Raw genomic sequence first — 25,446 nt, 5'->3', positions numbered from 1 at the left:
TCCTCGCGTCGACGTCGCCTGGAACGTCCTGACCCTACCGAGTGACGGCGGGGTACTCCGGGGCCGGTGGCGTGCCGGTGTAGCGGTGGCCCGGCCCCACATAGCTCATGGTCACCGCGCGGCGCGGGTCACCGGAGGTGTTCGCCGCGCTCCCGTGCAGCAGCAGACTGTGGAAGAACAACGCGGAGCCACGCCTCATCGGCACCGGCACCAGGGCGGCCGGGTCGTAGTGCTCGGCGGGTACCACGAAGTCGTCCTGCGTCTGCACGTGCGGCAACGCGCCGCGCCGGTGGCTGCCGGGGACGACGGTCAGGCAGCCGTTGTCCAGGGTGGCGTCGTCGAACGGAATCCAGCACGACCACAGCGACATCGGCTCGATCGGCCAGTACGGCGAGTCCTGGTGCTGGCCCTTCTCCGAGCCGACCGCCGCCGGCTTCATCAGCGCGGTGGCGCGGAACAGCCGCGGCGGCTCACCGACGAGCGCCCGGACGAAGTGCTGTACCTGCTCACTGGTGATCAGCCCGTGCAGCAGGTCGTCGTGGAACAGCCCGTCCACCTTGCGGATGTCCCCGCCGTCCGGGCGTACCTCGCCGGACCGGTCGAGCGCCGGCTCCCGCTGCAGCCTGATGCCGTCCGGAGCCGCGCGCCGGCCACTGGCGTACTCGTTGAGGCGGGCGGCGTAGCGCGCACAGTCGTCCGCGCCGACCAGGTCCTCCACCAGGAAGAACCCGTCGCGCCCGGCGTGCTCACCCACCACCTGCCGCGCTGCTGCCATGTCGCTCACCATCGCCGTACCTCCCCGTCGTCTCGGCCACGTTCGTGCGGTTGTTCCGTTCAAGCGGGTCGTCGAGCAGTTCGTCGATCAGGTACGGACGGTTGTCGGCCACCGAACGCCAGACCGCCTCGCCCATCGCCACCGCCAGCGCACCCTCGCGGCTGTCGGCCGGGATTCGCAGGTCCAGCGACTCCTTCGACGGGCCGAGCAGGAGATCCCGCCGGATCAGCGGGTCCGCGCCGCCGTGCCCTCCCTCGCCACCGGCGATGTCGTGGTGTTGTACCGGCTCGAACATCGGGTAGTGCACGATCTGCCCGGACTCCGGCGTCTCGCCCTTCCCGTCACGGAAGTCGACGCTGCACGCCTCCAGTCGTCCGTGCGTACCGTTGATCGCCAGTCGGTACCCCTCCCACGCGCCGGAGAACAGCACCGAGTAGCTCAGGCTCGCACCGGAGCGGTAGCGCACGACCGCGGAGTAGGTGTCCTCGATGTCGATGGCCTCGTCGTAGATCCAGTTCTGCCGACCGGGTGGGTACTGCACGGTGTACGGCAGACCGCCCAGGCCGGTGCGCGGCTTCAGGTGGTCGTCCTCCGGCACGTCGCCGTCGGCCAGCCAGCGCTGGTGGTACGGGCAACCCCGGCGCGGGTCGGTGTTGTCGTCGGCGTCGGCGGTGCCGACGGCCTCCGGGCGGTGCGGGCTGTTCGGCCCGTAGTAGTTGAGCGCGCCGTAGGCGAACACCTGCTGCGGCACGTCGCCGACGAGCCAGTTGACCATGTCGAAGTGGTGGCAGGCCTTGTGGATCGACAGCCCGCCGGAGATCCGGCGTTCGCGGTTCCACCGGTGGAAGTAGCTCGAGCCGTGGTGGGTGTCCACGCTCCAGGTCAGCTCGACGCTGGTCACCCTGCCCACGGCGCCGTCGAGCAGCAACCGTTTCAGCTGCCGGTTGCGTTCGGTGTAACGGAGGTTGTGCGCCACCCTGATCGACCCGCGGCCGGCGTGTTCGGCGGCGAGCATCTCCCGAACCTGCGCGCAGCTGGCCGCCATCGGCTTCTCGGTGATGACGTCGCGGTCCCGGCGCAGCGCGGCGATCGCGTAGACGGCGTGGGTGGCGTCGGGGGAGGTGACCAGCACGACGTCCGGATCGGTCTCGTCCACCATCCGGTCGAAGTCGGCCGGAGCGTAGTAGGGGACGGCGGTGGAAGTCAGGTCGCCGAACGCGCGTACGCGGTCGGCGTCCACGTCGAGAATCGCGACCAACTCACCGTGCTTCGACAGGTCGGACAGATCGGACAGGCCGGACAGCTCCGACGGCTCGGCCCGCCGCGTGCCCGTGGCGTCCAGGCCGAGCAGGGGCAGCGCGAACAGCGACAGCCCGCGGTTGGACAGGCCGCACAGGGCATATCGGGTACGGCGACCCGTCGGCCTGCCGCTCATCGGCCGACCTCTAGGTGACGGGAGAAGAACGCCACGGACCGGTTGCCGCCCCAGCCGTGCCCGCCCGGGAACAGGTCGAGCTCGAGGAGGTCCGCCGCGTCGGCCGCACGGTAGATCTCGCGTACCCGCTCGTGGCAGGCCATCGCCGACTCCAGCCGGAAACACTCGTCGTACGCACCGATGTCAACCAGCAGTGGACGCGGCGCAAGCAGCCCTTGCAGGTCCGGGAGGTCGACCAGGGTGAACAGCCCGGGGGCGATCTGGGAGCCGCAGTAGTTGAGGTCGCGGAACCCGAAGACGGCGAACAGGTCGCTGTAGCAGATGATCTCGGCCGCGCGAAGCCGATCGTCGGTGAGCGCGCTCCACAGCGTCATCGTGCCGCCGCCGGACAGCCCCATCACACCCAGCCGGTCCGCGTCCACGAACGGCAGGGTGACCACGTGGTCGACCAGGCTCCGTCCATGGGCGAGGTTGATGCCGAGCGGCGTCATGTCGAGCATCGTCGCCTGCAGGTAGTAGAGGTTGCACCAGTCCCGGTTGCCGGCCACGTCGTGGTGGTGCGGCTTGCGGCGGTCGTCCTGGTCGCCGTACCCCATCCAGTCGACCCCGAAGGTGACGAACCCGTCCTCGGCCATCCGGCGGCCGTAGGAGGTGTGCGTGTCCAGGTCGGCGTCGCGGTACTCGGGGGAGGAGGCGTTGCCCATGATCACCTCCTTGCCACCCGCGGAGTGGCCGTGCCAGCACAGCAGCGCCGGACGTCGTTCACCCGGCGCCAGGTCGGCGGGCCGGTTGACGTACGCGTAGGCCTCGAGGTGTTCGCTCACCGACAGCAGCCAGCGCTGGGTGAGCACCGGGCCGTCCTGCCACTCCGCCACCAGGTCGGCCCGCGGCTGGGACGCCGCGGCGGGCGAGTGGCCGAGCGTGGCCAGCACGTCCGGCAGAGCCCGTGCCCGCCAGGCGGCGACGTCCTCGTCCGGCCGGTAGCCGTGTTTCGGTCGGTTGTGGTCGGCGAGTGTCCGGAACATCTCGTACGGGCTGGTGTTGCCAGGCTTGCCTGGTCCGTGCGGCATGTTCTGGGACGCTAGTGCAGGCGCCGGTGACCCGTCCACGGCCCCGGCGCCGCATGCCCGGGGTCGGCCGCGCCGGCGAGTTTTGCGGTCAGTTGGGTCGATGTTGCGTCGATGCCTTTCGACGTAAAAAGGGCAACCCACTTTGTTGAGCGCTCAGCACTTGAAAGTTCAGTTCCTAATCCGCGTCAGTACCTGAATCCAATGCTGTCCGAAGCTGGCCACCCGGGTAGCCGTGCAATGCGTCACGTCGTACGCTCAACGCCTCCGACGGCGGATTCGTGTGTGTCGCGTCAACCGTATTTCCATCAGTAGAAAAACGAACTGCCCGATATTGCGGAAGTCGGTGCGTCCGATGCTTTCGAAAGGCTGGTGAAGATGGCGTCTGTGACCAGAAGGGCACTGCTCAAAGGTGCTGTAGCGGCAGGAGCCGCGGTCGCTGGTGGGTCGGTGCTGGGCAGTTGCGGGCAGGCGCCTAACGTCAATCGCGGGGCGAAGAAGACGCTTAATTTCTGGGCATTCACCGATACGCGTATCGCGTGGCAGAAGAAAGCGTTCGAGCGGTACAAGAAGGAGAAGAACCCGGACTTCGAGATCAACTGGCTCATTCTGCCGTTCACGCAGATGCACGACCAGTTGCTCATCACCGCCCAGGCGGGTTCGGGCGGCCCCGACATGGCCGACGTAGAAATCAGTCAGTTCCCCCGTTTCATCAAAGGGAGCGTTCTCTTCGTCGATCTGGCTGCAAAGCTCAAACAGATGGGTGAATGGGACAACCTCTACCATCCGTCCGCGACCGACCCCTGGTCCTGGCGGGGCCACACGTACGGCATCGGCAACGAGCTCAACGCCTGCCTGCTCAGCTATCGCTGGGACGTGTGGAAGAAGGCGAAGGTCGACACCAACGTCACCACCTGGGAGCACTTCGTCGAGGAGGCGAAGCGGTTCCATCGCGACACCGGCAGCTACCTGATCGACCAGGCGTACCTCGACTGGAGCCAGTGGTGGATGCAGACGCTGCAGCAACGAGGCGGCTTCTTCCGCCCGAACGGCCGGCCGGCACTGGACAGCCCCGAGGGTGTGCGCACGCTGGCGTGGATGCAGAACGCGATGAGGGAGGGCTGGTCGACCCTGCGCCCGGCGGGCCAGTCGTACAACGTCGCGCTGGAGCAGGGCAAGATCGCGTCCCTGCTCGGTCCCTCCTGGCAGTTCAGCGGGTTCGTCCAGCAGAACATCCCGCAGACCAAGGGCAAGTGGCACCTGATGCCGTTCCCGCGATGGGAGGCCGGCGGCCCGCGCACCGCGACCTGGGGCGGCACCGGAGTGACGGTGCTGAAGACCGGCAAGTACGCCGAGGAGGCCCGTGACTTCGTGCTGTGGGAGCACACCAACTCCCAGGCGCTGCTCACCGACTTCGGCATCCGCCAGGTGTGGCCGACCTACAAGCCCGCGTTCGCCGACAAGCGGCTGTCCGAGCCGCTCCCGTTCTTCGACAACCAGCGGGTGGGTGCCCTGATCCACGAGGTGTCGCCGGAGATCCCGACTGCCTACATGTCGCCGTACTGGCCGGAGACGACCAGCACGTTCGTGCGGGTTGGCCTCACCCCGCCGATGCAGAACCTGCACATGGCCCCGCGGTCGGCGCTGACCAATGCGCAGCGGGAGTCGATCGACACCATCAACTTCGTGACCGCGTGAGGGCCGTCGTGAGGGCCGTCGTGGGGACTGTTCTGGGAGCCGTCGTGGAGGCCGTTGCCGTGGGGGTCGTGAGAGAAGGAGAGGTTGCCTGATGGCGACGTCGACGTTGGGCGCGCGTCTGACCGCGCCGCTGGAGCCGGCCCGGACGTGGTGGTGGCAACGCCAGCGGAAGGTGTCGCCCTACCTGTTCATCGCGCCGTTCTTCCTGCTGTTCCTGGTGTTCGGCCTGTATCCGATCATCTACTCGTTCCTCCTGAGCTTCACCAAGGGCTTCGGGTTCGAGAACCGGACGTTCGTGGGCCTGGGCAACTACATCCACCTGATGTCGGACCCGCGGTTCCTGATGGCGCTGCGCAACACCACGATCTACGCGCTCGGCAGCGTCGTCCTGATCGGCGGACTGTCCCTGCTGATCGCGCTGGCGATCAACTCCAGGTCGGTGCGCTGGAAGACGTTCTACCGAACGGCCTTCTTCTTCCCCGTGCTGACGTCGGAAGTGGTCATCACCGTCATCGCCGCCCGCATCCTGGACGAGCAGTTCGGCCTGCTCAACGCGGCACTCGGCTGGTTCGGCATCGGGCCGTTCGCCTGGCTGACCGACCCGAAGCTGGTGATGTTCGCGATCGTGCTGATCGGCGTGTGGACGTGGACGGGCATCAACGCGCTGTACTGGATGGCCGGCCTCAACGGCATCGACGAGGACTTCTACGAGGCGGCCGCGATCGACGGGGCCAGCAGCTGGCAGGCGTTCCGCCACATCACCATGCCGCTGCTGCGGCCGATCGCGTTGTTCGTGGTCCTGCAGGCGATCATCGGGTCGTACAACCTGTTCGCCCTGCCGTTCCTGCTCACCAACGGCGGGCCCTCCGACGCCTCGCTCACGGTGACGCTCTACATCTACAACCAGGGCTTCCAGTTCTTCAACGTCGGCTACGCGAGCGCGATCGCCTACGTGATGACGTTCTTCCTGCTGATCGTGTCGTTGGTCAACATCAAGGTCTTCCGCGGTAGGTCCGCGCCCGGCGAGTGAGGTGAAGCAAGTGGCAGTCATTCACAAGGCCATTACCAAGGCATCCGCGCGCACGCAGGCCGACACCGCGGCCACGGTAGGGACGAGGCGGCGCTGGCCGCTCGTGTCGTTCGTCGTCATCAACGTCCTGTTGCTCATCGGCGTCCTGGTCGAGGTGCTGCCCTACCTCTACATGGCCTTCAGCGCGTTCAAGAGCAACGCGGAGATCTTCGGCGTCCCGCTCACCCTGTGGCCGCGGACGTGGACGTTCACCAACATGGCGCAGTTGTTCCAGGGCTTCCCGGTGGCCCGGTGGATGCTCAACACCGCGATCGTGGCGGTGGTGGGCACGTTCCTCGCGGTGATGCTCGCCTCGCTCGCGGGGTTCGCGTTCGCCAAGCACGACTTCAGGTTCAAGACCCCGCTGCTGTTCCTGATGCTGGCCACCATCCTGCTGCCCAGCCAGGTGCTGCTGGTCCCGCAGTTCCAGATCATGCGGACGCTGGACTGGTTCAACACCTACCAGGGCCTGATCATCCCGCGGGCGGTGACGGCGTTCGGGATCATCCTGATGCGGCAGTACACCCTCTCGATCCCCAACGAGCTGCTCGACGCGGCGAGGGTGGACGGCGCCACCGAGTTCGGCATCTGGTGGCGGGTCGTCGTGCCGCTGGTGCGGCCCGGGCTGGCCGTGCTCGGCATCCTGACGTTCCTCGGACTGTGGAACGACTACTTCTGGCCGCTCATCATCACCACCGACCCGAAGATGTTCGTCATGAACCTCGGGATCTCCTCACTCATCGGACCGTACGACTTCCGCTACGGAATGTTGCTGTCCGGTGCGTTGCTGGCGTCCCTGCCGGTGATCCTGGTGTTCATCTTCTTCCAGAAACAGTTCGTGGCCGGGCTGACGCGGGGTGCCCTGAAGTAGGCCGCGGGCAGAATCTCGGGCCGGAGTTCCGGTTCAGGTTCGCAGTGGTGCGTTCTCGTCGTACGTTTGTGATCGTACGTTCCGAGTCGTACGTTCTGGTCTCAGGAGCAGCCCATGACGGCGAACCCGCGAGGTATCGCGCTCGACCCGGCCGCGCAGGCGTTCGCCGAGGCGACCGACGCACCGCCCTACCTCTACGAGCTGCCGCCCGAGCAGGGCCGGGCAGCGGTGGACGAGGTCCAGTCCGGCGAGGTGGAAAAGCCCGAGGTCGACGAGCAGTGGGTGACCGTCCCGGGCGGCCCGACGGGGTCGGTCCGGGTGCGGGTCGTACGCCCGCCGCGGGCACGGGGCCTGCTGCCGGCCGTCGTCTACGTGCACGGCGCCGCCTGGGTGTTCGGCAACGCGCACACCCACGACCGGCTGGTGCGCGAGCTCGCCACCCAGGCACACGCCGCGGTGGTGTTCCCGGAGTACGACAGATCACCGGAGGCGCGCTACCCGGTCGCGCTGGAGCAGTGCTACGCGGCGGCGCAGTGGGTCTGCGCGCAGGGTGCCCTGCAGGGACTGGACTCCTCCCACATCGCGGTGGCCGGTGACTCGGTGGGCGGCAACCTCGCGATCGCCCTTACCCTGTTGGCGAAACAGCGCGGCGACGTCCGGTTTGCCGCGCAGGTGGAGTTCTACCCCGTGACCGACGCGGCGTTCGACACCGGCTCCTACGAGGAGTTCGCCGAGGGCTACTTCCTGCGCAGGGACGCGATGCGATGGGCCTGGGACCAGTACACCACCGACGAGGACGAGCGGGCGCTGCCCACCGTGTGCCCGCTGCGCGCGGACCTCGACGACCTGCGCGACCTGCCACCGGCGCTGGTGATCACCGCGGAGGCGGACGTGCTCCGCGACGAGGGAGAGGCGTTCGCGGTCAGGCTGCGCCAGGCCGGCGTGCCCACGACGGCAGTGCGGTACGCCGGAACGATCCACGACTTCGTGCTGCTGGACGCGCTCCGCGACACCGGTGCCGCCCGGGCCGCGGTGACCCAGGCGGCGACGATGCTGCGGCACCACCTGAAGGCCTGAGCGAGACGCCGCTCAGGTCGTGCGGGCCGCCCGGTCGTAGGCGGCGCGGGGCATCTGGGTGGCGAGCTTGCCGCCACTGACGTCGACCAGCGTTCCGGTCACGTAGCCGGCCTGATCGGAGGCGAGGAAGCAGACCAGGTTGGCGATGTCGTCCGGCGTACCCCAGCGGCGGATCGTGAGCAGGTCCAGCAGCCTGTCCTGTTCGTCCGGTGAGCGTTCGGCGAAGTGGTTCATCTGCGTGGGCACCATGCCGGGGGCGTAGGCGTTCGCGGTGATGTTCCACGGGCCGAGCTCACCGGCGAGTGCCCGGGTGAAGTGCGCGACCGCCGCCTTCGCCGAGGCGTAGGCCGAACCGCCGGCGGTGGGAACGATCGCGGCGAACGACGAGACGTTGATGATGCGCCCGGAACGCTGTTCCTTCATCACCGGGACGACGGCCTTGCACATCAGAAACGTTCCGGTGAGGTTGACGTCCTGGCAGCGCCGCCAGCTCTCCTCCGACAGCACGTCGACGGGTCCGCCCGCGACGATGCCGGCGTTGTTGACCAGAATGTCGATGCGACCGTGCCGGCGTACGGTCTCCTCCACGACCTCCTGGATGCGGGCCAGGTCGGTGACGTCGCAGACGAACTGACTGGCGGGCACGGCACTCTCGGACCTGAGCTCGGCCCCCAGGGAGTCCAACTCGTCGGGGTGGACGTCCAGCGCCACGGTGGTGACCCCTTCGGCGGCCAGTCGGCGCACCAGCGCGCGGCCGATCCCGCGCCCGGCACCGGTCACCACGGCGACACGTCCACTGAGATCGATGTGCATGCCCGCCAGCCAACCACGAAGCGGGGCGGGCGGTAGGGGAGCTGTCCGGGCATGGTCTGCCCCGTCTCGCCCATCGGGCGGGGAGGGAGCGCGCGGCTCAGCGCACCCCGCGCGGACGGAACTGGATGCTGATCCGCGGCCCGACCACGCCTCTGGTCTTGGGCACGCAGTGTTCCCAGGTGCGCTGGCAGGAGCCACCCATCACGATCAGGTCGCCGTGGCCGAGCGGATGCCGGATCGTCTCACCGCCGCCGCGCGGTCGCAGCAGCAGCGAACGCGGAGCGCCGAGGGAGACGATCGCCACCATGGTGTCGTCGCCGCGGCCGCGGCCGATCCGGTCACCGTGCCAGGCCACGCTGTCGCTGCCGTCGCGGTAGAGGCACAGCCCGGCGGTGCGGAACGGCTCGCCCAGCTCCTCGGCGTAGTGGGTGTCGAGGGCGGCCTTCGCCTGGTCGAGCAGCGGGTCGGGAAGGGGCGCGTCCTCGTCGTAGAAGCACAGCAGCCGCGGGACGTCGACCACCCGGTCGTACATCTGCCGCTTCTCGGCGTACCACGGGACGGTCTCACTCAGCCGCTCGAACAGCTGGTCGGAGCCGCGCACCCAGCCCGGCCGCAGGTCGATCCACGCTCCGTAGCTGAGCGGCACGCGGCGGACGGCGCCGGCGAGCTCGGCCAGGCCCGGCTCGTCGGCATAGTCCAGCAGGGAGCCCTGGAACGCCGAGGTCACGCGTCCGACCCTACCCGATGCTTCGAACAGACGTTCGTCGAAGGAGGCGGTCGGCGAGCCATCCCGCCATGGCACGGGTTCCGATGCCGATCGCGCGTTCGTCAGCAGCGAAGGTCGGGGTGTGCACGAGGCCGCTGAGCCCGGCTGCCGGGTTGGCCACTCCGAGGAAGAACATCGCTCCCGGTATCCGGTCGAGGAAGTGAGCGAAGTCCTCGCCGTTGAACGGGAAGCATGCCCGCAGCACGGCCACGGCATCCGGGCCGACGGTCGTCCGGAAGTGCTCCGCCGCGGCGTGGCTGAGGTCGGGCGAGCACACCATGGCCGGGAACCTGCTCTCCCGGAACCTGAGCTGCTCCACCGCCCGCGGCCCGCCGATCTCGCGCACCAGTTGCGCCACCTGGTCGCGAATGCCGGGGTACAGGTCGTCCGGCCATGCCTTCACCCAGCCGTGCACCCGGGTCGAGGAGCTGTTCGGGTCGACGCCCGCCCCCGCGCCGGCGGACACGAATCGGGCCATCGGCCCGTCCTCGACCTGCAGTGCGGCCAGCAGGTCCTGGTGCTCCTGCGGGGTGGTCGGAGGAGTCACCGTGGACAGGCGGCCGACCCGGGCCGTGATCTCCGTGGCCCGCGCGGGCGCATCCTGACCGTCGAGCTCGAGATCGAAGCTGTCGTGGCCTGGCAGCCCCAGGCCCGGCATCACCGCGAACCGGCCGACGTCGAAGTGCGCGCAGTGCAGGGCGTAGATCTCCTGTGGACCGGCCAGGTCCAGGGCGCCGTCGTCGATCATCGCCTGCGCCCCGCTGAGGGACTCCTCCGCCGGCTGGAAGTAGAACACGACCCGGCCAGGTAGCTGCGCCCTCACCTCGGCCAGTACGCGCGCGACGCCGACACCGATCGCTGTGTGGATGTCGTGCCCGCACAGGTGGCCGGCGCCGGCGACCTGGGAACGGAACTCGTACGGGACGTCCTCGTCCATCGCGACGGCGTCCATGTCCGCGCGGTAGGCGACCGTAGCCCCAGGTCCGCCACCATCGAGGATCCCGACGACGCCATTGCCCCCGACTCCGGTCGACACGTCCAACCCGGCGGCCCTGAGCCGGTCGGCCACCAGGGCCGCGGTGTTCTTCTCGTCTCCGGCGAGTTCGGGCCGCCGGTGAATCTCACGCCGCAGGGCGATCAGGTCGTGCTCGACGGCCACGGTGGCTCGGTCGATGCTTGTGTCGATGCTTGTACGGCCGACCTCGGGCACCATGGCCGCAGCGTATGCCGCCCATCGGCAGCGGCGTCCGCACGGACGTCACTCGTCCTCCGGCTGTCCGGAGACGTGGAACTCCACGCGGTAGAGCAGCGTGTCGGCTCGGATCGGGCCGGCGTGTGCGGCGCGACGACGGAGAGCGTCGAGGTCGGCCTCTCCCGTCCGCGCAAGATCGTCCTGCCCGATGGACGAGAACGGCACCAGCTCGATCTCGTCGACCTCGATCGTCACCGACCCACTCAGGTAGCGGCCGCCGACCTTGACCTGTGGGCGCGACCAGAGCCGGTAGGAGACTGTGATGGTGCCGTCCGCTACCCGATCACGAATATCCGCGCTGAACTGCACCGGAGAATTGTTGCCCGCCGCACCGGGACGATTCAATGACCGAGCATGACAACGAACTCATGGGAGGGACGCCGATGACGCCAACGACCGCGCACCACCGGGTCGCGCCGTCGTCGCGTCGCGGGGAGGGAGCCGTGAGCCGGCATCGTTTCCACGGTGACCCTGCCCGCTTCGAGGTGGTCGCCGCGTATGTCGGAGAGCGGTTCCCCGCCGCGAGGTACGTCGCGGACGTGGCCGGTGGCCAGGGCATGCTGGCGCGGCTGCTGCGCAAGCGGTACGGCATGGAGTGCGAGGTGGTGGATCCGCGCGGCTGGACGCTGAAGGGCGTGCCCGGACGGGCGGAGGAGTACTCCGCGGCGATGGCCGACTTCTACGACGTCGTGGTCGGACTGCATCCGGACGAGGCGCTGCGGGAGGTGGTCGACTCGGCCGTCACGCGTCCGGTCCTGGTGGTGCCCTGCTGTAACTTCTGGGATCGTTCCCATCGGCTGGGCCAGGCCGAACTCCTCGCCGCGGTCGCCGCGCACCACCGCGACCTCGGTGGCCGCTGCGAGTCCGTACGACTGGACTTCCGCGGGCCGAAGAACCTCGGTCTCGTCCTCGAACCACCCGGTGCCTGACCGTTGGAATGCCTTGTGTGACCGCTCTGCGTCCGACGAAGATCGGCTGATGACCGCGGAACGTAAGTTCGCAGATCCCGAGCACCTGACGGCGCTCGCACGCGCGGCGTTCGGCCGCGACCGCCGCCTGGTCGCCACCGAACGCCTGGCTGGTGGCACCAAGAAGGGCGTGTACCGCCTCGCGTTCGACGACGACACCACGGCAGTCGTCTACAGCTGGGACCCGGACGAGAACTACTGGCCGTCGTCATCGGGGGCTGACGTCGACGATGCCGGGCGAGGCGACGACCAGGCCTCCGACGGCGACTGGGCGGATCCGTTCTCGCACGCCTCCGGTTTCGAGCTGTTCGAGGCCGCGCGCACGCACCTGGACGAGGTGGGAGTGCGCAGTCCGCGGGTCTACCTCGCCGACCGAAGCCGGGCGCATTTCCCGGCCGACGGCGCAGTCGTCGAGGACCTCCGGGGACCAAACCTGGAGACCTTGCTGGACAGCGATCCGACGGCGGCGAGCGCGGTCATGGGCCGGCTGGGTGACGCCCTCGGCCGCATGCACGACCACCTCGGGCCGACGTACGGCAAGGTCGCCATGGTCGACGGCGGCGGCCGGCCGATCGGCTCCTCGTGTGAACAGGTCGTCCTCGACAACGCGCTCACCGACCTCGCCGGCGCCGCGTCCCGGGACGAGCGGATGGCGAAGGCGCACGACGAGTTCGTCGACGTCCTCCGGACGCTGACCGGGGCCGTTCGTCCTCGTACGCAGTACAGCCTCATCCACGGCGAACTCGGACCGGATCACGTCATGATCGACCGTGGCGGTGCCCCGGTCCTCATCGACATCGAGGGCCTGATGTTCTTCGACGTCGAATGGGAGCACGTCTTCCTGCGGATCCGCTTCGGCGAGCACTACCAGGCCCTTCGCCGGGGCGACCTCGACGAGCGACGGCTGGAGTTCTACCAGCTCGCGGAGCACCTGTCGCTCGTCGCGAAGCCACTGCTCATCCTCGAGAGCGACTTCCCGGACCGCGAGGGCATGCGGATGATCGCCGAGGCGAACCTCGACCAGGCGTTCACCTTTCTGAGCTGAGTCGAGTCCTGCCGCGACCGGAGCTGCAGGAGCGGCCGAACGCGGACGCGGATCGAGCGAGGGCTGTCATGCCCGCCGATCCTTAATTACAGTCCCGACCGAAACGTGTGATCGACGCGACGCCGTGATCGCCACGGCTCCCGACGGCTCCGCACTTGCATGCGCTGCGGTGGGCGCGACCTCGTCCGAATCGGACTGGAGGGCAACCGATGACCACGCCCGAACGCGACAACGACGGCATCTCCAGGCGACGCCTGCTCGGCGCGGCGGGTGCGGCCGGTGTCGGGGCGGTCGCGGCGACGCTTCCGGTCGGCGCGGCGACCGCACACGCTGCGGGTGGGACGCGTGCCACGTCGGAAGCTGCCCAGGAAGCGGCGCCGACGATCACCGACCTCGGCCCGGCGGTGCTGGGAGCGCCGATCGTCGGGGCGACGGTCGCCGGTGACCGCGGCTTCGTGGTGACCCGTGGACTCGAGCCACCGATCCTGGCCGAGTACGACCTGAACACCGGGAAGGTGGTTGCCAACCACGAGTTGACGACCGGGCTCGGCGGCTGGGGCATGGTGGCGGTCGACGGCTCGGTGTACGCCGGGATGTACTCCGTAGCGGACATCCACCGGCTGAACCTCGCCACCGGGATAGTGGAACGCCTTGGCCGGTTGGGAAACGAGCAGTTCGCGTTCGACCTGACCGCCTCACCGTCGGGGAAGGTCTACGCCGGTACGTTCCCCGGTGGGAAGGTCTATGAGATCGATCCCACAACCGGCACCGGCAGTCCTGTGATCCGCGACCTCCGTCAGGCGGTGCCGGGCCTGCAGTACGTCCGCTGTGTCGCGGTCGGTCCCGACGGCACGGTGTACGCGGGCACCGGCACGTCGGCCCGGCTGGTGGCGATCGATCCGGTGAGTGGCGCCCGGACCGACATCCTGCCGGCGTCGCTGCACGGTGAGTCGTTCGTCTACGACGTCGCCGTGAGTGCCGACCACGTGGTGGCCGGCACCGAACCCCACGGTCAGCTCGTCGTGATCGACCGGGCCGATCCCACGCAAAACACCGCCGTCACCACCGGTGAACGCACGATCGACGCGATCACCATCGACGGCAACACGGCGTACTTCACCGCTCGTCCGAGTGGCGCCCTCTATGCGTACCGGCTGGACACCGGGGAACTGACCCGGCTCGCTGTCCCGGTTGCCGCGGAGGAGACGCGCGGGGTGTTCGTCCGGGACGGCGTCGTGCACGGCGCGTCCGGCGCGGGGCTGTGGTGGACCTACGACGCGGCCAACGGCGGCAAGGTGAACGTCGTCGACCTGGTCGACGTCGGCCTGCGGACCGGACCGGAGCCGCCGCAGTCGGTGTCGTACGCGGGTGGCTCCGGGCAGGTGCTCGTCGGCGGCAACTTCGGCCTGCAGGTGCGCGATCTGGCCCGGAGGACGAGTCGGCGCGTGCGGGTGGACGGGGAGGCGAAGTCGATGACTCCCGTACGCGACCGCACCGCGATGGCGATCTATCCGGGCGCACTGGTCGACGCGTACGACCACCGGTCCGCGAACGTCGTCCGGATCGGCGAGATCGGCGGCCTCGCCAACCGGCCCCGCTCGATGCGCCTGCATCCACCGGGTCGGCTGCTGCTGATCGGCGTACGCAACGAGTACGGCATACCCGGTGGTGCGCTCGCCATCGTCGATGTCCGGTCCGGCGCGATCGATCGGTACGACAATCTCGCCGCCGGCCAGGGGGTCGCGGCGGTGGCGAGCCATCGCGATGTCGCCTACCTCGGCACCGAGATCTCAGTGGACGGTGCGCCGCCGGTGGCGAAGGAGGCGGTGCTGGCCGGCTTCGACCTCACGACCCGACGGGTGGTGTGGACGTGGACCGCGGTGCCGGGTGCCACCGGGTACGTCAGCCTGGTGCACCATCACGGTCTGCTGTACGGCGTTACGGCGCAGGGGGCGTTACTGGTGGCCGATCCTGTGACCCGCACGGTGGTCGGCTCCGGGCGGATACCGGCCGGGCGGCACGGCTACCTCGCGGTGCGGGCGGGCGCTGTGCTCGCCGTGACCAGCGAGGTGCTGGCCAGGGTAAACCCCGACGCCACCACGACGACGTTGGTCTCCGGGCTCGCGGGCGACTGGTACAACGAGCCGCAACTCGCGGTTGACGAGGACTCCGGGGATGTCTTCACAGTGCGCGGCCGCAACCTCGTACGCATCCACCTCCCGTCATGACTTGCGGCGGCCGGCTGCCAACCATGCCGTGGCCGGCGGCGGTGAGTCGTTCTGTTCGAGTGATTCCGTCGGCCTGGCTGTCGTAGATGTAGATCTGAACATCGCGCCGAATCTTCTTGTGGGTAAGGGGTTTCCGGCGAGCAGTAGTGGATCTTGTTCGGTAGAATCGAACGCATGAGCGACAGCGGTGAGCACTTCGACGACCACCTAGGCAATGGGCCTGGTGGTCGTCGGGTGCTGCCTGCCGGGTTCGCTGATCTGCCGGGCGGGCCGGAGTTGGCGGCGGCGGTGGCTTCGGTTGATCTGGCCGCGTGTAACGGGTGGGAGCTGGAGGAGCTGATCAGGGCCCAGCGGCGGTTGATCTGCTGGTTGGATGCTGAGTGTCTGGCGGCGGTGAATGAGCTGACCTACGCCGAGCCCGGCATGCGTGATGAGCCGGCCGGACGGACCGTCACGCCGGACCCGATGACCCCGGAGGTCCTCGAACCGCTGCTGGGGTGGACCGGCTACCGCGCACACCAGTACGTGTCTTTGGCCACCACCCCGCCCCGCCTGCCACGGGTACGTGAGGCTCTGGCGTCTGGTGGGCTGGAGCTCAACGAGGTCCGCACCATCGTGGACCGGATCACCGACGCCAAACCCGACCTGTGGGAGGCCATTGAGGACGCGTTGTTCCCCAAGGTGCTCGACCTGCGCGGCGGGTTGTTGCGGGCGAAAGTCGAGGCAGAGGTCCTCAAAGCCGACCCCGACGCAGCATTGAAGCGGCATCGGGCCGCGCGGACCGGGCGGAACGTGGCGATGTGGCCCGCCGTCGACGGCGTAGCCGACCTCGCCATCCGCGGCCTGTCCGCCGACCAGGCTGCTGAGGCGTACGGCTACATCGACGCCATCGCCCGCGCGGTCAAATCCACCGGCGACCCCCGCACCCTCAGCCAACTCCGCGCCGACGTCGCCGCCGCCCTGCTCACCGGCACCGCCGACATCACCGACTGCTCCGCCCCCAGGCAAGCCGACCAGACACCTGGCGAGACAGAGCAGGACGAGGCTGATCAGTGTGACGCGGAAGGCAGCGCGCCGCAGGGAGAGGGTGAGACCGAGCAGGGGCACTGTGCCATTCACCGGTACCCCGACCACGACCTGCACAGCGCCGACTGCGACTGCAGCGACTGCGCTCCCGCCGGGACCGGAAACACCTCGCCGCACTACACCCCCTGTCACTGCTCTACCGTGCACGACACCGCCGCCCACGACGCCGCCGAGCGCACCGCGGCCACAGAGGACGCAGCCGGGGACGAGGCGGCCACCGGTCATCCCGCCGCGGGCCACATCCCGCAGCAGAACCGGCGACCCGACGAGCCAGCGGGCACGTCTGATCCGCCGACAGAACCACCAGCTACACCGCGGCCCTGGTCTTCCTCGCAACCGAGCTGGGGTGGGATACGAACGCGGGCGAAGATCCAGCTGAATGTCCCGTTGACCACGCTGATGGGACTGTCCACCCGGCCCGGTGAACTCGGCGGGTTCGGACCCGTCATCACCGAGGTCGCCGCGAGGCTGGTCGCGAACAATCTCGACAACCCCGAGGCCCGATTCAGTGTGGGTGTCACCCACCCGGTCACCGGGCGGTTACTCAGCCTGCATCCGATACCGGCGAGGTTCCTGCGCGGACTACAGGCAGAACTGGTGCATGCCCGCGACCAGCGCTGCGTGTGGACCACCTGCCGCAGACCCGCGGCGACCTGTCACCTGGACCACAACGCCGAACACGCCGACGGCGGTGCCACCTCGGTGGACAACATCGCACCCCTGTGCCCACGCCACCACAAAGCCAAAACCGAACGGGACTGGAAACTCGAACAGACCGGGCCGGGAGAGCACAGGCTCACCGACCCCTACGGCCGGCACTACCGAAGCGGGGCACCATCCCTCACCGACCCGGCACCACCCGAACCGGCACCCGCCACCGCCGGCACGAGGACGGCCGACGATGACCTACCGCCGTTCTGACTCAATCCGGTCCGCAGCGGCCCAGTGCTGCTCGCAGCTGGTCGAGTGCCTCGACTCGCCAGTGGTCCCGGTCCGGGTACTGATCGTCCCGGCCCCAGCGCATCGTCGCGACCCCAGCCCACATGAGGATGCGGAACTGGTGAACGAGGTCCTGGTCGGCCCCAGGGTAGTGCTCTGCAACCTCTTCGGGCACGTAGGCGAGGTCGTATTCGATCGGCCCGCGCTGGCACGTACCGACGTCTATGAACAGCGGGCCCCGACTGGTGCTGAGCAGGTTTCCCGGGTGCGGCTCACCGTGCAACAACTGCTCCTCGCAACCCCAGCCACCGATCGCCGCGCTCACGCGCCCGAATGTGTCGCTGAGGAGTTCGCGGTCGGGATCGCGAAGGTCCGGCGTCAACTCCGGGTTGTCAATGCCGTGTACCCAGCCGGCGACTCGAGCGGTGGTGTGTGGCGCGTCCACGTCGATCTGGCGCAGGCCGGCATGGAACCTGACAAGTGCGTCCGCATAGTCCGCCGGCACGACGTCTGAGGACATGCCGAGCTGCGCGGACGACACGTCGGCCCGCCGGTCGACGACGACGGGCTCGTGGTATGTCCACAGCGTGATGGTGAAGCCGTCACGCACGTGGACGGCCGGCTCCACCCGAGGCTCGAGTTCACCGAACGGGCTGTCGGTTTCGGCGAGACGGCGAGCGACCTCCACCTCGAACTCCATGCCCGCCTGCCATGACGCCGACGCCGGTGCGACCCGAGCAAGGACCTCGCAGGGAGTCAGGCGTACGGCGATGCGGTCCGAGTTGTGGACGACGACCGCATCGCGGACCTCGAGGCCGAGCCCGGACGCGGTTGCTTCGGCGGCGTCGACCGCGCGCCGGACCTCGGAAGCTTCCACGGCGGATCAGGCGGGGTCGAGGGCGAGCAACGCCTCGACGACGGAGGGCAGGTCCGGGCCGGTCAGGTCGGGGGCGCGGAAGATGTCGGGGAACGGCGTGCCGGAACGGTCGATCCACGCGCTGGTCAGCCCCGCCCGGGCGGCACCGTCGGTGTCCCAGGGATGAACGGCGATCAGGGCGGCCCGATCGGCCGGTACGCCGCACTCACCAACCGCCCACAGGTACGGCTCGGGTGCGGGCTTCCAGCGGCGGGGCTCGCTCACCGACAGGCGACGTTCGAACAGGTCCAGGACACCGGCTCGCTCGAACGAGCCGCGCGACAGCTCCGCCGCCCCGTTCGTGAGCGTCACCAGCCGAACCCCGGCCTGGTGCAGGCGGCGCAGCCCGGCCGGGACGTCGGGATGCACGTCGAGGGCGGGGAAGCCGGAGAGGATCTCCGTCACGGCTTCCTCTCGCTTCGCCTCGTCGGTGAGGCCCACGCCGGATCCCGCCAACGCGGTGCGCAAGGTCGACTTGGCGACGGCAGCGAAGTCGGCGTATGCACCCACACTGGTGAGCGCGAACCCGTCGCGCAGGGTCGCGGCGAACCACGAGTCCAGCAGGTGGCGCGGTGCGCCCACCGACTCCAGCCGGTCGCGCAGTGGCGAGAGGTCCGTCAGCGTCTCGTTGACGTCGAACACGACGAGTTCGGGGCGGTGCGGCACGTCTTCTCCTCTGGGAGCGAGGTCTCCTCAGGCGGTGAAGGAGTCCAGCAGCGGGCGGTGGCCGGCGATCGCGTCGCGCAGCAGCGCCTTCGCCACCTGCGGGCTCGGCACCAGTGGGTCCAACGCCAGCGCCTGCACGGCCAATTCCCGGGATCCCTCGATCGCCGCGCGTACGGTGAGTTCCTGCTGGTGGCTGCGCTCGGTGAGTACGGCCGCCAGTGCGGGCGGGAGATCGCCCACCGCCAGCGGGGTGACGCCGGCCGCGCCGACGACAGCGGGCACCTCGACGACGGCCTCGCTCGGGAGGTTCGCGATCGCTCCCGCGTTCGGAACGTTGACGGCAAGCTCGACGAGCTCGCGGCCGGTGAACAGCGCTTCGGCGATCGCGACCAGGCGTTCGGCCTCCTGGCCCTCCGACACCGCATCCAGCGGCACCGCACCGGACGCCTGCCCGTGCAGCTTGTCCCACAGGTCGGACTTCTCGTCGATGTAGGAGCGGGTGGCGTCAAGGCCGGGTTGCAGTCCCCAGGGCAGAGCGCCGGTCGGTGTGCCCGACGTGCTCGACGTGCCCGACGTGCTCGACGCGCCCGACGCGTCCGGACCGCCGCGCAGGTACCACCCGAAGAACTCCGCGACGTGCCGGTCGCCGGGCGCGGGGAACAGGCCGAAGAGCTCCAGCAGGTCGCGGCTCACGGGTTCGCCCAGCGGGTGGTCGCGGTCGCCCTTCGCGGCGACCTCCTCGACCAGCGCACGCAACCGGGGACAGAGGTCCTCCCGCCCGTGGCGGAGTTCGAGCAGCCAGCACAGATGGTTGAGGCCGGCGAAGACGGCGGTGATCTCCTCCCGCGGCACCCCGAGCACGCGGGCGAGCATGGACCGGGTGTGCATCGTGCCGTGGCACAGGCCGATGGTGCGCGGGTGCGCCCAGCCGGTGATCGCCCGGACGTTGGCGGTCAGCGGGTTGGCGTAGTTGACCAGCCAGGCGTCCGGGGCGAGGTCGGCCACGTCCTGGCCGATCCGCACCAGTTCGGGCACCTGCCGGAACGCGCGAAGCACCCCGCCCGGGCCCACCGTGTCGCCGACCGTCTGCCGGATGCCGTACCGCAGCGGGATGTCCAGGTCGGCGCGCCATCCGTCCGCACCGCCGACCGCGATGGTGGTGGCGACCAGCGTGGCCTCCGACAGCGCCTCCCGCCGATCGACGTGCGCCTCGACGGTGAGCCGGGCCCCGCGTTCGGCGGCGATGCGCCGGCCGAGCCGGGCCATCGTGGTGGCGGCGTCCTCCTCGAGGTCGACCAGGTGCACCTCGGCACCGTCGAAGACCGGTGAGGCCGCGAGGTCGGCGAGCAACCCGGGTGTGAACACAGTGCTGCCCGCGCCGATCAGCACGACCTTGATCCCCGCCATCGGCCTACGCCACCAGCCTCACTTGATTCCGGTCTACTTGATACCAGCCTCACTTGATACCGGCCTACTTGATTCCGGTCAGCACGAACGCGTTCACGATCCGCCGCTGGAAGAACAAGAAGACCACACAGACCGGAACGACCGCCATCGTGGCCGCCGCCATCACCAGGTCAGAGCGCTGCGAGTGCTGGCTGTTGAAGTACGTCAGTGCCAGTGGGACGACCATCTTGTCCTGGTCGTTGATCACGATCAGCGGCCACAGGTAGTCGTTCCAGGAACCGAGGAACGTGAAGATGCCGAGCGCCGCCAGCGCGGGCCCGGTCAGCGGCAGGATCACCCGCCAGTAGATCGCGAACTCGCCCGCCCCGTCGAGCCGGGCCGCGTCCACCAGGTCGTCCGGGATCGCGGCGATGAACTGCCGCATCAAGAAGATGCCGAATGCGCTCACGATGCTGCCGACCACCAGCGCCCACAGAGTGTTGAGCAGGTGCAGGAAGTTCATCACGAGGTAGCTCGGGATCAGCAGGACCGGTGCCGGGATCATCATCGTGGACAGCAGTACGACGAAGACGACGTTCTTTCCCGGGAAGGTGAACTTCGCGAAGATGTAGCCCGCGATCGAGCTCGTGAACAACGTCAGCACGGTCACCGACACCGCCACCAGCAGGCTGTTGCGATACCACACGAGGTACGGCGAGTTCTGCAGGACGAACGCGAAGTTCGCGAACGTCGGGTGTTCGGGCAGCAGGCTCGGCGGGACCTGGATGATCTCCTGCGCGGTCTTCAGCGAGTTGCTCACCATCAGCACGAACGGCGCGACGAAGCCGATCGCCGCCGCGCTCAGCACCACGTACAGCACGACCTGGCCGGGTCCGCCGAAACGGCGACGGGACCGGCCGCCCCGGCTCGCCACAGACGCGGTCGCGGGCGTGGGTGCCGCCGGGACGCGGCTGGTGAGCGGGCTCGCCATCAGTACTCCCAACGGGATCGCAGGATGCGCATCTGGACCAGCGCGATGACGAGGATGATCAACATCAGGATGAGCGACATCGCGGTCGCGTACCCGAGTTGGAAGTCACCGAAGGCGCGTTGGTAGATGTGCAGGACGACGGTCTCGCTCGACCGCAGCGGACCGCCCGCGGTCATCACCTGGATCCGGGTGAACTCCTGCAGGTAGCCGATCGTGGTCAGGCAGAAGACGAACACGAACGTACGCTGCAACAGCGGAAGCGTCACGTGCCGGAAGCGGGACATCACACCGGCGCCGTCGACCTTCGCCACGTCGTAGAAGTCCAGCGGGATCGCCTGCAGCCCGGCCAGGAACACGATCACGTTGAAGCCCAGGTCCTGCCACACCGAGGTGACCATCACCGACCACAGCGCGGTGCCCGGGTCGCCGAGCCACGACTTCCCGGACAGCCCGACGAGGTTGAGGACGGCGTTGAGCCAGCCCGCCTGCGGGTCGTAGATCGGCACCCACACAAGGGACGCGGCCACCGCGGAGGCGATCGCGGGCAGGAAGAACACCGTGCGGAACAACGCCCGTAGCCGGGTGATGTGGTTCAGGGCGAGCGCGACCGCCAACGACAGAACGATGTTCAGCGGTACGGCGACAACGGCGTACTTCCCGGTGACGGCGAGAGAGTTGAGGAACGCCGGGTCGTCGGTGAACGCGTAGGTGAAGTTGCGCAGGCCGATGAACGGCGACACCGGCGCGAGCTGGTTGTACCTGTGCAGGCTGAGCCAGATCGCGATGCCGATCGGGACCAGCGAGAAGACCGCGAACAACGCGAGGATGGGGGCGAGCCAGCCGTAGACGAACGCGAGTTGCCGCCTGCGCCCGGGGAGTCGGGAGGTCGTGGACGCGGAAGTCGGCGTGGGCGTGGGTGTGGTCGTGGCCGCCATGTCAGGGCCCGATCTTCTCGTCGATCATCAGGTTGATCTGCTTCTCCGCTTCGGTGATCGCCGTCACCGGGTCCTGGCGATGCAGCTCGACGCTCACGAACGCGTCGTGGATGTAGGTCCAGAACTCGTCCCGGTCGTGCACCCGGCCGACCCACCGCCCGTGCGGCAGGACGCCGAACGGCACCTTGAGGTAGGGCGCCTTCGCGAGCATCTGCTCGTCGTTCTGCAGTTCCTTCAACGCCGGGACGGTGGCGGAGGTGAGGTTCCAGATGCGGGCGTTGTCCGGGCGGGCCATGAAGCCGACGAACTTCCACGCGGCCTCCCGTATGTGCGGATCCGCCTTGACGTTGACCACCTCGCCCCATCCGGACTCGGCGGCGAACTTGAGCGTGTCACCGGCGTAGGGCGGCTCGGCGACGTAGGCGAGATCGGTGAACTTCGGGAAGTCCGCGTGCCCGGACGCCACCACCCACGGGCCCTGGTGGGCCATCGCCGCCCGGCCGCGGAAGAACATCGTGTACGGGTCGCCGGTGTACCACGTGGTGTTGTCGACCTTGTGTCTGGTGACGAGCTCGGTCTCGTCAACCCACGCTTTACGAGCCTGCGCGCTGTGGAAGTCGACGTGCACGCCGTCCGCGTCCCAGAAGTCGCCGCCGAGTTGGAGGATCATCGACAAGAACGTGAACGTGATGGAGTCGTTGCCGGTGAAGGCGTACCCGACCTGGTCGGCCCGTCCCTTGGAGTCGACCTTCGTCAGCCGTTCGCCGGCCCGCACGAGTTCGGCCCAGGTCCCGGGCGGTTCCTTGATGCCTGCTTCCTTGGCCAGCTTCGGGTTGTAGAGGATGCCGCCGTTCTCCAGGTTGTACTCGTGCGGAACGCCGTACAGCTTTCCCTTGTGGGTGTAGGCACCGACCGCGGCCGGCCAGAACCTCGACGTCGGCTCACTGCCGGACAGGGACGCCGGAACCTCGTCGAGCAGTTGGTTGACGGCGTACTCGGTGACCCAGGTGCCGAACATCTGCTGGATGTCGGCGACGTTGCGAGCGCGGTAGGCGGCCTGCAGCTTGCGGGCCAGCACGTCGTACGGGAAGTACTGGTAGACGATGTGGATGCCGGGATTCTCGGCCTCGAAGCGCCTGATCATCGTGGTGTTGGCCGTGACGAAGCTCGGGTTGTTGTGGCTCCACCAGGTGACGTTCAGCTTGCCGTCGACCGGCTTGGACACGACGGTTCCCTCGGTGGTCGCTCCGGAGGAGCATCCGCCGAGCACGGAACCCGCGGCGACCGCCGACATGCCCGCGGCGGAGCGGGTGAGGAAACCCCTGCGGCTCAACGACATGTGGGAAACCGCCCCTGGGAACGAGCATCACTGCCGACGTCTGCGGAACGTATTCACCTCACCTGGCCGGGTCAAGCCGGTGTGTCCGCCTGCGGCCTTCCGACCCGCTCCGGCAGGTTCCGAAGAGCTCCGGCAGGTCGGCTACGCTTCGCCGATGCCCGAACCCACCGAGGTGCTCGTCGTCGGCGAGCTCAACGTCGACGTGATCGTGTCCGGCGCCGACGCCGTTCCGACGTTCGGCCAGCACGAGCAGATCGTGGACGAGTGCCGGGTGACGCTGGGGTCGTCCTCGGCGATCTTCGCCTGTGGCGTACGCCGGCTCGGACACCCCACCACGATGGTCGGCGTGGTCGGGGCGGACATGTTCGGCGAGGTCGTACGAGACGCCCTTGGCGAGCGCGACGTGGACACCTCCGCGGTCGTCGTCGACCCGGGCACACCCACCGGCGTCACGGTGATCCTCAACACCGGCACCGACCGCGCCCTGCTGACCGCCCCGGGCAGCATCGGAACGACCCGGCGCGCGCACGTGCCCGCGCCGCTTCCGGACACGGCGCGGCACCTGCACGTGGGCAGCGTCTTCCTGCAACGTGACCTGCGCCCGGACCTGCCGGCGCTCTTCGACGACGCCCGGGCCGCGGGCCTGAGCACGTCGTTCGACCCGAACTGGGACCCCGCGCAACGCTGGACCGACCTGTTGCCGCTGCTCGCCCACGTCGACGTGGTGTTCGTGAACGAGGCCGAGGCGGAGGGGCTGACCGGCGGCCTGCCGGCGTTCCGTGCGGCGTACGCGCTCAGCGAGCGGATGCGCCCGGGCGGGACGGTCGTCGTCAAGCGCGGCGAGCACGGAGCGCTGGCGGTACGCGACGGCGGGGACACCTCGGTTCCGGCGTACGAGGTGGATGTCGTCGACACCACCGGTGCCGGCGACTCCTTCGACGCGGGATTCGTGCACGGCATGCTGTCCGGCGCCGAGTTGGGGGAGTGCCTCGCGCTGGGCGCCGGGTGCGGGTCGCTGTCCACCCGGGCCGCCGGCGGCACCGACGCCCAGCCGGACGCGGGCGAGCTCGCCGAGCTTCTGGGCGAGGGCGGCTACGGAGCTGACAGGTAGTCGCTCGCGACCTTGTCGAGCACGGCTTCGTCGCCGGCGTAGATGCCGTCGGGCCGTGGCCAGTGCACCACCACGTCGGTGAAGCCGAGCTCGGCCGCCCTGCCCGTCGCGTCGGCGAAGGACTCGGTGCTGGCGAGCGCGAAGTGGTCGTCGCTGTCCAGGGACAGGTAGCGGTCGATCGTGGCCGGGTCGCGGCCGTCCTGGGCAAGGATGTCGTCGAAGCGGGTGGCCAGGTCCGCGACGCCCCGCCACCACTGCGGCAGGTCGCCCTGGCCTCCCTTGCCGTAGGTGATCCAGCCCTGGCCGTGCCGCGAGGCGAGCCGCATGGCCTTGGGCCCGTTCGCGGCGACCAGGATGGGAAGCCTCGGCTGGTGCAGGCTGCCGGGCCGGGTGCGCGCGTGCACCGCCGTGAAGTAGTCGCCCGCATGGCTGACGTCATCCTCGGTCAGCAACCGGTCCAGCAGGTCCAGGAACTCTCCGAGACGCGCGACGAGCAGCGGCGGGGACAGGGTGTCGTGACCGAGCACGGTCGCGTCGAAGCCGGTGCCGCCGGAGCCGACGCCGAGCAGGAACCGGCCCGCGCTGATGTCGTCGAGGCCGAGGACGTCCCGCAGGAACGACACCGGATGACGGAAGTTGGGCGTGGCCACGTAGGTCCCCAGCTTGATCCGCGAGGTCACCATCGCGGCCGCGGTCAGGGTCGGAACCGTGCCGAACCACGGCCCGTCGGCGAGACTGCGCCACGCCAGGTGGTCGTAGGTCCACGCGTGGTCGAATCCGTACTCTTCGGCACGTTTCCACCGCGGGGCAGCCTCCGACCAGCGGTGTTCGGGCAGGATCACGATGCCGTGGCGCATGAGGCCCCACTGTAGGGGAGCGGCTTCTTTCCCACCTGGGCGTACCACGAGATCCCCATGCGGTGGCAAGGAAACGGTCATCCGGCCACGTTCAGACACGGTCTTGTGACGCAGCGGGTTCGTACCTAGATTGATCATTTCCATGGCCGAGGTGTC

23 protein-coding genes are annotated in these 25,446 nt (G+C 69.0%); 9 read left to right on the top strand and 14 right to left on the bottom strand.

Features of this window, described 5'->3' with window-relative positions:
• Nucleotides 1-34 precede the first annotated feature (34 nt).
• From F4554_RS23210 to F4554_RS23200, 3 genes are read right to left on the bottom strand one after another with little or no spacing between them, the layout of a single operon-like run.
• Nucleotides 35-775 (bottom strand): phytanoyl-CoA dioxygenase family protein, encoded by a 741-nt coding sequence (locus F4554_RS23210; protein ID WP_179789514.1) that lies wholly within the window; start codon nucleotides 773-775, stop codon nucleotides 35-37.
• Nucleotides 747-2,210 (bottom strand): Gfo/Idh/MocA family oxidoreductase, encoded by a 1,464-nt coding sequence (locus tag F4554_RS23205; protein ID WP_179789513.1) that lies wholly within the window; start codon nucleotides 2,208-2,210, stop codon nucleotides 747-749. The genes F4554_RS23210 and F4554_RS23205 overlap by 29 nt, the downstream gene beginning before the upstream one ends.
• Nucleotides 2,207-3,280: an alpha/beta hydrolase family protein gene (locus F4554_RS23200; RefSeq protein ID WP_179789512.1), complete on the bottom strand. Its 1,074-nt coding sequence runs from the start codon at nucleotides 3,278-3,280 to the stop codon at nucleotides 2,207-2,209. The genes F4554_RS23205 and F4554_RS23200 overlap by 4 nt, the downstream gene beginning before the upstream one ends.
• A 375-nt stretch (nucleotides 3,281-3,655) precedes the next feature.
• Here F4554_RS23200 and F4554_RS23195 point away from each other — a divergent pair, with 375 nt between their 5' ends.
• The 4 genes from F4554_RS23195 (at nucleotide 3,656) to F4554_RS23180 (ending at nucleotide 7,992) form a co-directional block, all read left to right on the top strand.
• On the top strand, nucleotides 3,656-4,975 hold the full coding sequence (locus tag F4554_RS23195) for an ABC transporter substrate-binding protein (protein ID WP_179789511.1): 1,320 nt from the start codon (nucleotides 3,656-3,658) through the stop codon (nucleotides 4,973-4,975).
• Between the two features lie 91 nt (nucleotides 4,976-5,066).
• Entirely contained in the window at nucleotides 5,067-6,005 is a 939-nt protein-coding gene (locus F4554_RS23190; RefSeq protein ID WP_179789510.1) for a carbohydrate ABC transporter permease, read from the top strand.
• Nucleotides 6,006-6,015: 10 nt separating this feature from the next.
• Nucleotides 6,016-6,915, top strand: a complete 900-nt coding sequence (locus tag F4554_RS33760; protein ID WP_202889430.1) for an ABC transporter permease subunit — start codon at nucleotides 6,016-6,018, stop codon at nucleotides 6,913-6,915.
• Nucleotides 6,916-7,029: 114 nt separating this feature from the next.
• Nucleotides 7,030-7,992, top strand: coding sequence for an alpha/beta hydrolase (locus F4554_RS23180; RefSeq protein ID WP_179789509.1), 963 nt, complete (start codon nucleotides 7,030-7,032; stop codon nucleotides 7,990-7,992).
• A gap of 12 nt (nucleotides 7,993-8,004) precedes the next feature.
• Here the strand turns inward: F4554_RS23180 and F4554_RS23175 are convergent, their stop codons facing one another.
• From F4554_RS23175 to F4554_RS23160, 4 genes are all read right to left on the bottom strand, one after another.
• Entirely contained in the window at nucleotides 8,005-8,805 is an 801-nt protein-coding gene (locus F4554_RS23175) for an SDR family NAD(P)-dependent oxidoreductase (protein ID WP_179789508.1), read from the bottom strand.
• Between the two features lie 97 nt (nucleotides 8,806-8,902).
• Complete coding sequence (locus F4554_RS23170; protein WP_179789507.1) at nucleotides 8,903-9,532, bottom strand: alpha-ketoglutarate-dependent dioxygenase AlkB; 630 nt, start codon at nucleotides 9,530-9,532, stop codon at nucleotides 8,903-8,905.
• 10 nt (nucleotides 9,533-9,542) lie between these two features.
• Complete coding sequence (locus tag F4554_RS23165; RefSeq protein WP_179789506.1) at nucleotides 9,543-10,784, bottom strand: M20 metallopeptidase family protein; 1,242 nt, start codon at nucleotides 10,782-10,784, stop codon at nucleotides 9,543-9,545.
• A 45-nt stretch (nucleotides 10,785-10,829) separates the two neighbouring features.
• Entirely contained in the window at nucleotides 10,830-11,132 is a 303-nt protein-coding gene (locus tag F4554_RS23160; RefSeq protein ID WP_179789505.1) for an ASCH domain-containing protein, read from the bottom strand.
• Between the two features lie 134 nt (nucleotides 11,133-11,266).
• On the opposite strand from F4554_RS23160, the gene F4554_RS23155 reads away from it, so the two are divergent.
• From F4554_RS23155 to F4554_RS23140, 4 genes are all read left to right on the top strand, one after another.
• On the top strand, nucleotides 11,267-11,752 hold the full coding sequence (locus F4554_RS23155; RefSeq protein ID WP_179789504.1) for a hypothetical protein: 486 nt from the start codon (nucleotides 11,267-11,269) through the stop codon (nucleotides 11,750-11,752).
• A gap of 49 nt (nucleotides 11,753-11,801) precedes the next feature.
• A complete protein-coding gene (locus tag F4554_RS23150) occupies nucleotides 11,802-12,836 on the top strand; it encodes a phosphotransferase family protein (protein WP_179789503.1) in 1,035 nt (344 codons plus the stop codon).
• Between the two features lie 209 nt (nucleotides 12,837-13,045).
• A complete protein-coding gene (locus tag F4554_RS23145; protein WP_179789502.1) occupies nucleotides 13,046-15,064 on the top strand; it encodes a PQQ-like beta-propeller repeat protein in 2,019 nt (672 codons plus the stop codon).
• A 174-nt stretch (nucleotides 15,065-15,238) separates the two neighbouring features.
• The gene (locus F4554_RS23140; protein ID WP_179789501.1) at nucleotides 15,239-17,071 is read left to right on the top strand and encodes an HNH endonuclease signature motif containing protein; all 1,833 of its coding nucleotides are present in this window, start codon (nucleotides 15,239-15,241) and stop codon (nucleotides 17,069-17,071) included.
• A gap of 1 nt (nucleotide 17,072) precedes the next feature.
• On the opposite strand, the gene F4554_RS23135 is transcribed toward F4554_RS23140, so the two are convergent.
• From F4554_RS23135 to F4554_RS23110, 6 genes are all read right to left on the bottom strand, one after another.
• Nucleotides 17,073-17,966, bottom strand: a complete 894-nt coding sequence (locus F4554_RS23135) for a phosphotransferase (protein WP_179789500.1) — start codon at nucleotides 17,964-17,966, stop codon at nucleotides 17,073-17,075.
• 6 nt (nucleotides 17,967-17,972) lie between these two features.
• Complete coding sequence (locus tag F4554_RS23130; RefSeq protein ID WP_179789499.1) at nucleotides 17,973-18,671, bottom strand: haloacid dehalogenase type II; 699 nt, start codon at nucleotides 18,669-18,671, stop codon at nucleotides 17,973-17,975.
• A 27-nt stretch (nucleotides 18,672-18,698) separates the two neighbouring features.
• On the bottom strand, nucleotides 18,699-20,078 hold the full coding sequence (locus F4554_RS23125) for a family 4 glycosyl hydrolase (RefSeq protein WP_179789498.1): 1,380 nt from the start codon (nucleotides 20,076-20,078) through the stop codon (nucleotides 18,699-18,701).
• 64 nt (nucleotides 20,079-20,142) lie between these two features.
• The gene (locus tag F4554_RS23120) at nucleotides 20,143-21,048 is read right to left on the bottom strand and encodes a carbohydrate ABC transporter permease (protein WP_179789497.1); all 906 of its coding nucleotides are present in this window, start codon (nucleotides 21,046-21,048) and stop codon (nucleotides 20,143-20,145) included.
• Complete coding sequence (locus F4554_RS23115; protein ID WP_179789496.1) at nucleotides 21,048-21,983, bottom strand: carbohydrate ABC transporter permease; 936 nt, start codon at nucleotides 21,981-21,983, stop codon at nucleotides 21,048-21,050. The genes F4554_RS23120 and F4554_RS23115 overlap by 1 nt, the downstream gene beginning before the upstream one ends.
• 1 nt (nucleotide 21,984) lies before the next feature.
• Entirely contained in the window at nucleotides 21,985-23,322 is a 1,338-nt protein-coding gene (locus F4554_RS23110; protein ID WP_179789495.1) for an ABC transporter substrate-binding protein, read from the bottom strand.
• A 154-nt stretch (nucleotides 23,323-23,476) separates the two neighbouring features.
• Here F4554_RS23110 and F4554_RS23105 point away from each other — a divergent pair, with 154 nt between their 5' ends.
• On the top strand, nucleotides 23,477-24,433 hold the full coding sequence (locus tag F4554_RS23105) for a carbohydrate kinase family protein (RefSeq protein WP_179789494.1): 957 nt from the start codon (nucleotides 23,477-23,479) through the stop codon (nucleotides 24,431-24,433).
• On the opposite strand, the gene F4554_RS23100 is transcribed toward F4554_RS23105, so the two are convergent.
• A complete protein-coding gene (locus F4554_RS23100; protein WP_179789493.1) occupies nucleotides 24,415-25,290 on the bottom strand; it encodes an LLM class flavin-dependent oxidoreductase in 876 nt (291 codons plus the stop codon). The genes F4554_RS23105 and F4554_RS23100 overlap by 19 nt on opposite strands.
• Between the last annotated feature and the right edge of the window lie 156 nt (nucleotides 25,291-25,446).

Origin of the sequence: Actinopolymorpha rutila (assembly GCF_013407855.1) — a bacterium.
In the GTDB taxonomy this organism is placed as follows: Bacteria; Actinomycetota; Actinomycetes; order Propionibacteriales; family Actinopolymorphaceae; genus Actinopolymorpha; species Actinopolymorpha rutila.
This window is presented reverse-complemented; position numbering and strand designations above follow the sequence as displayed.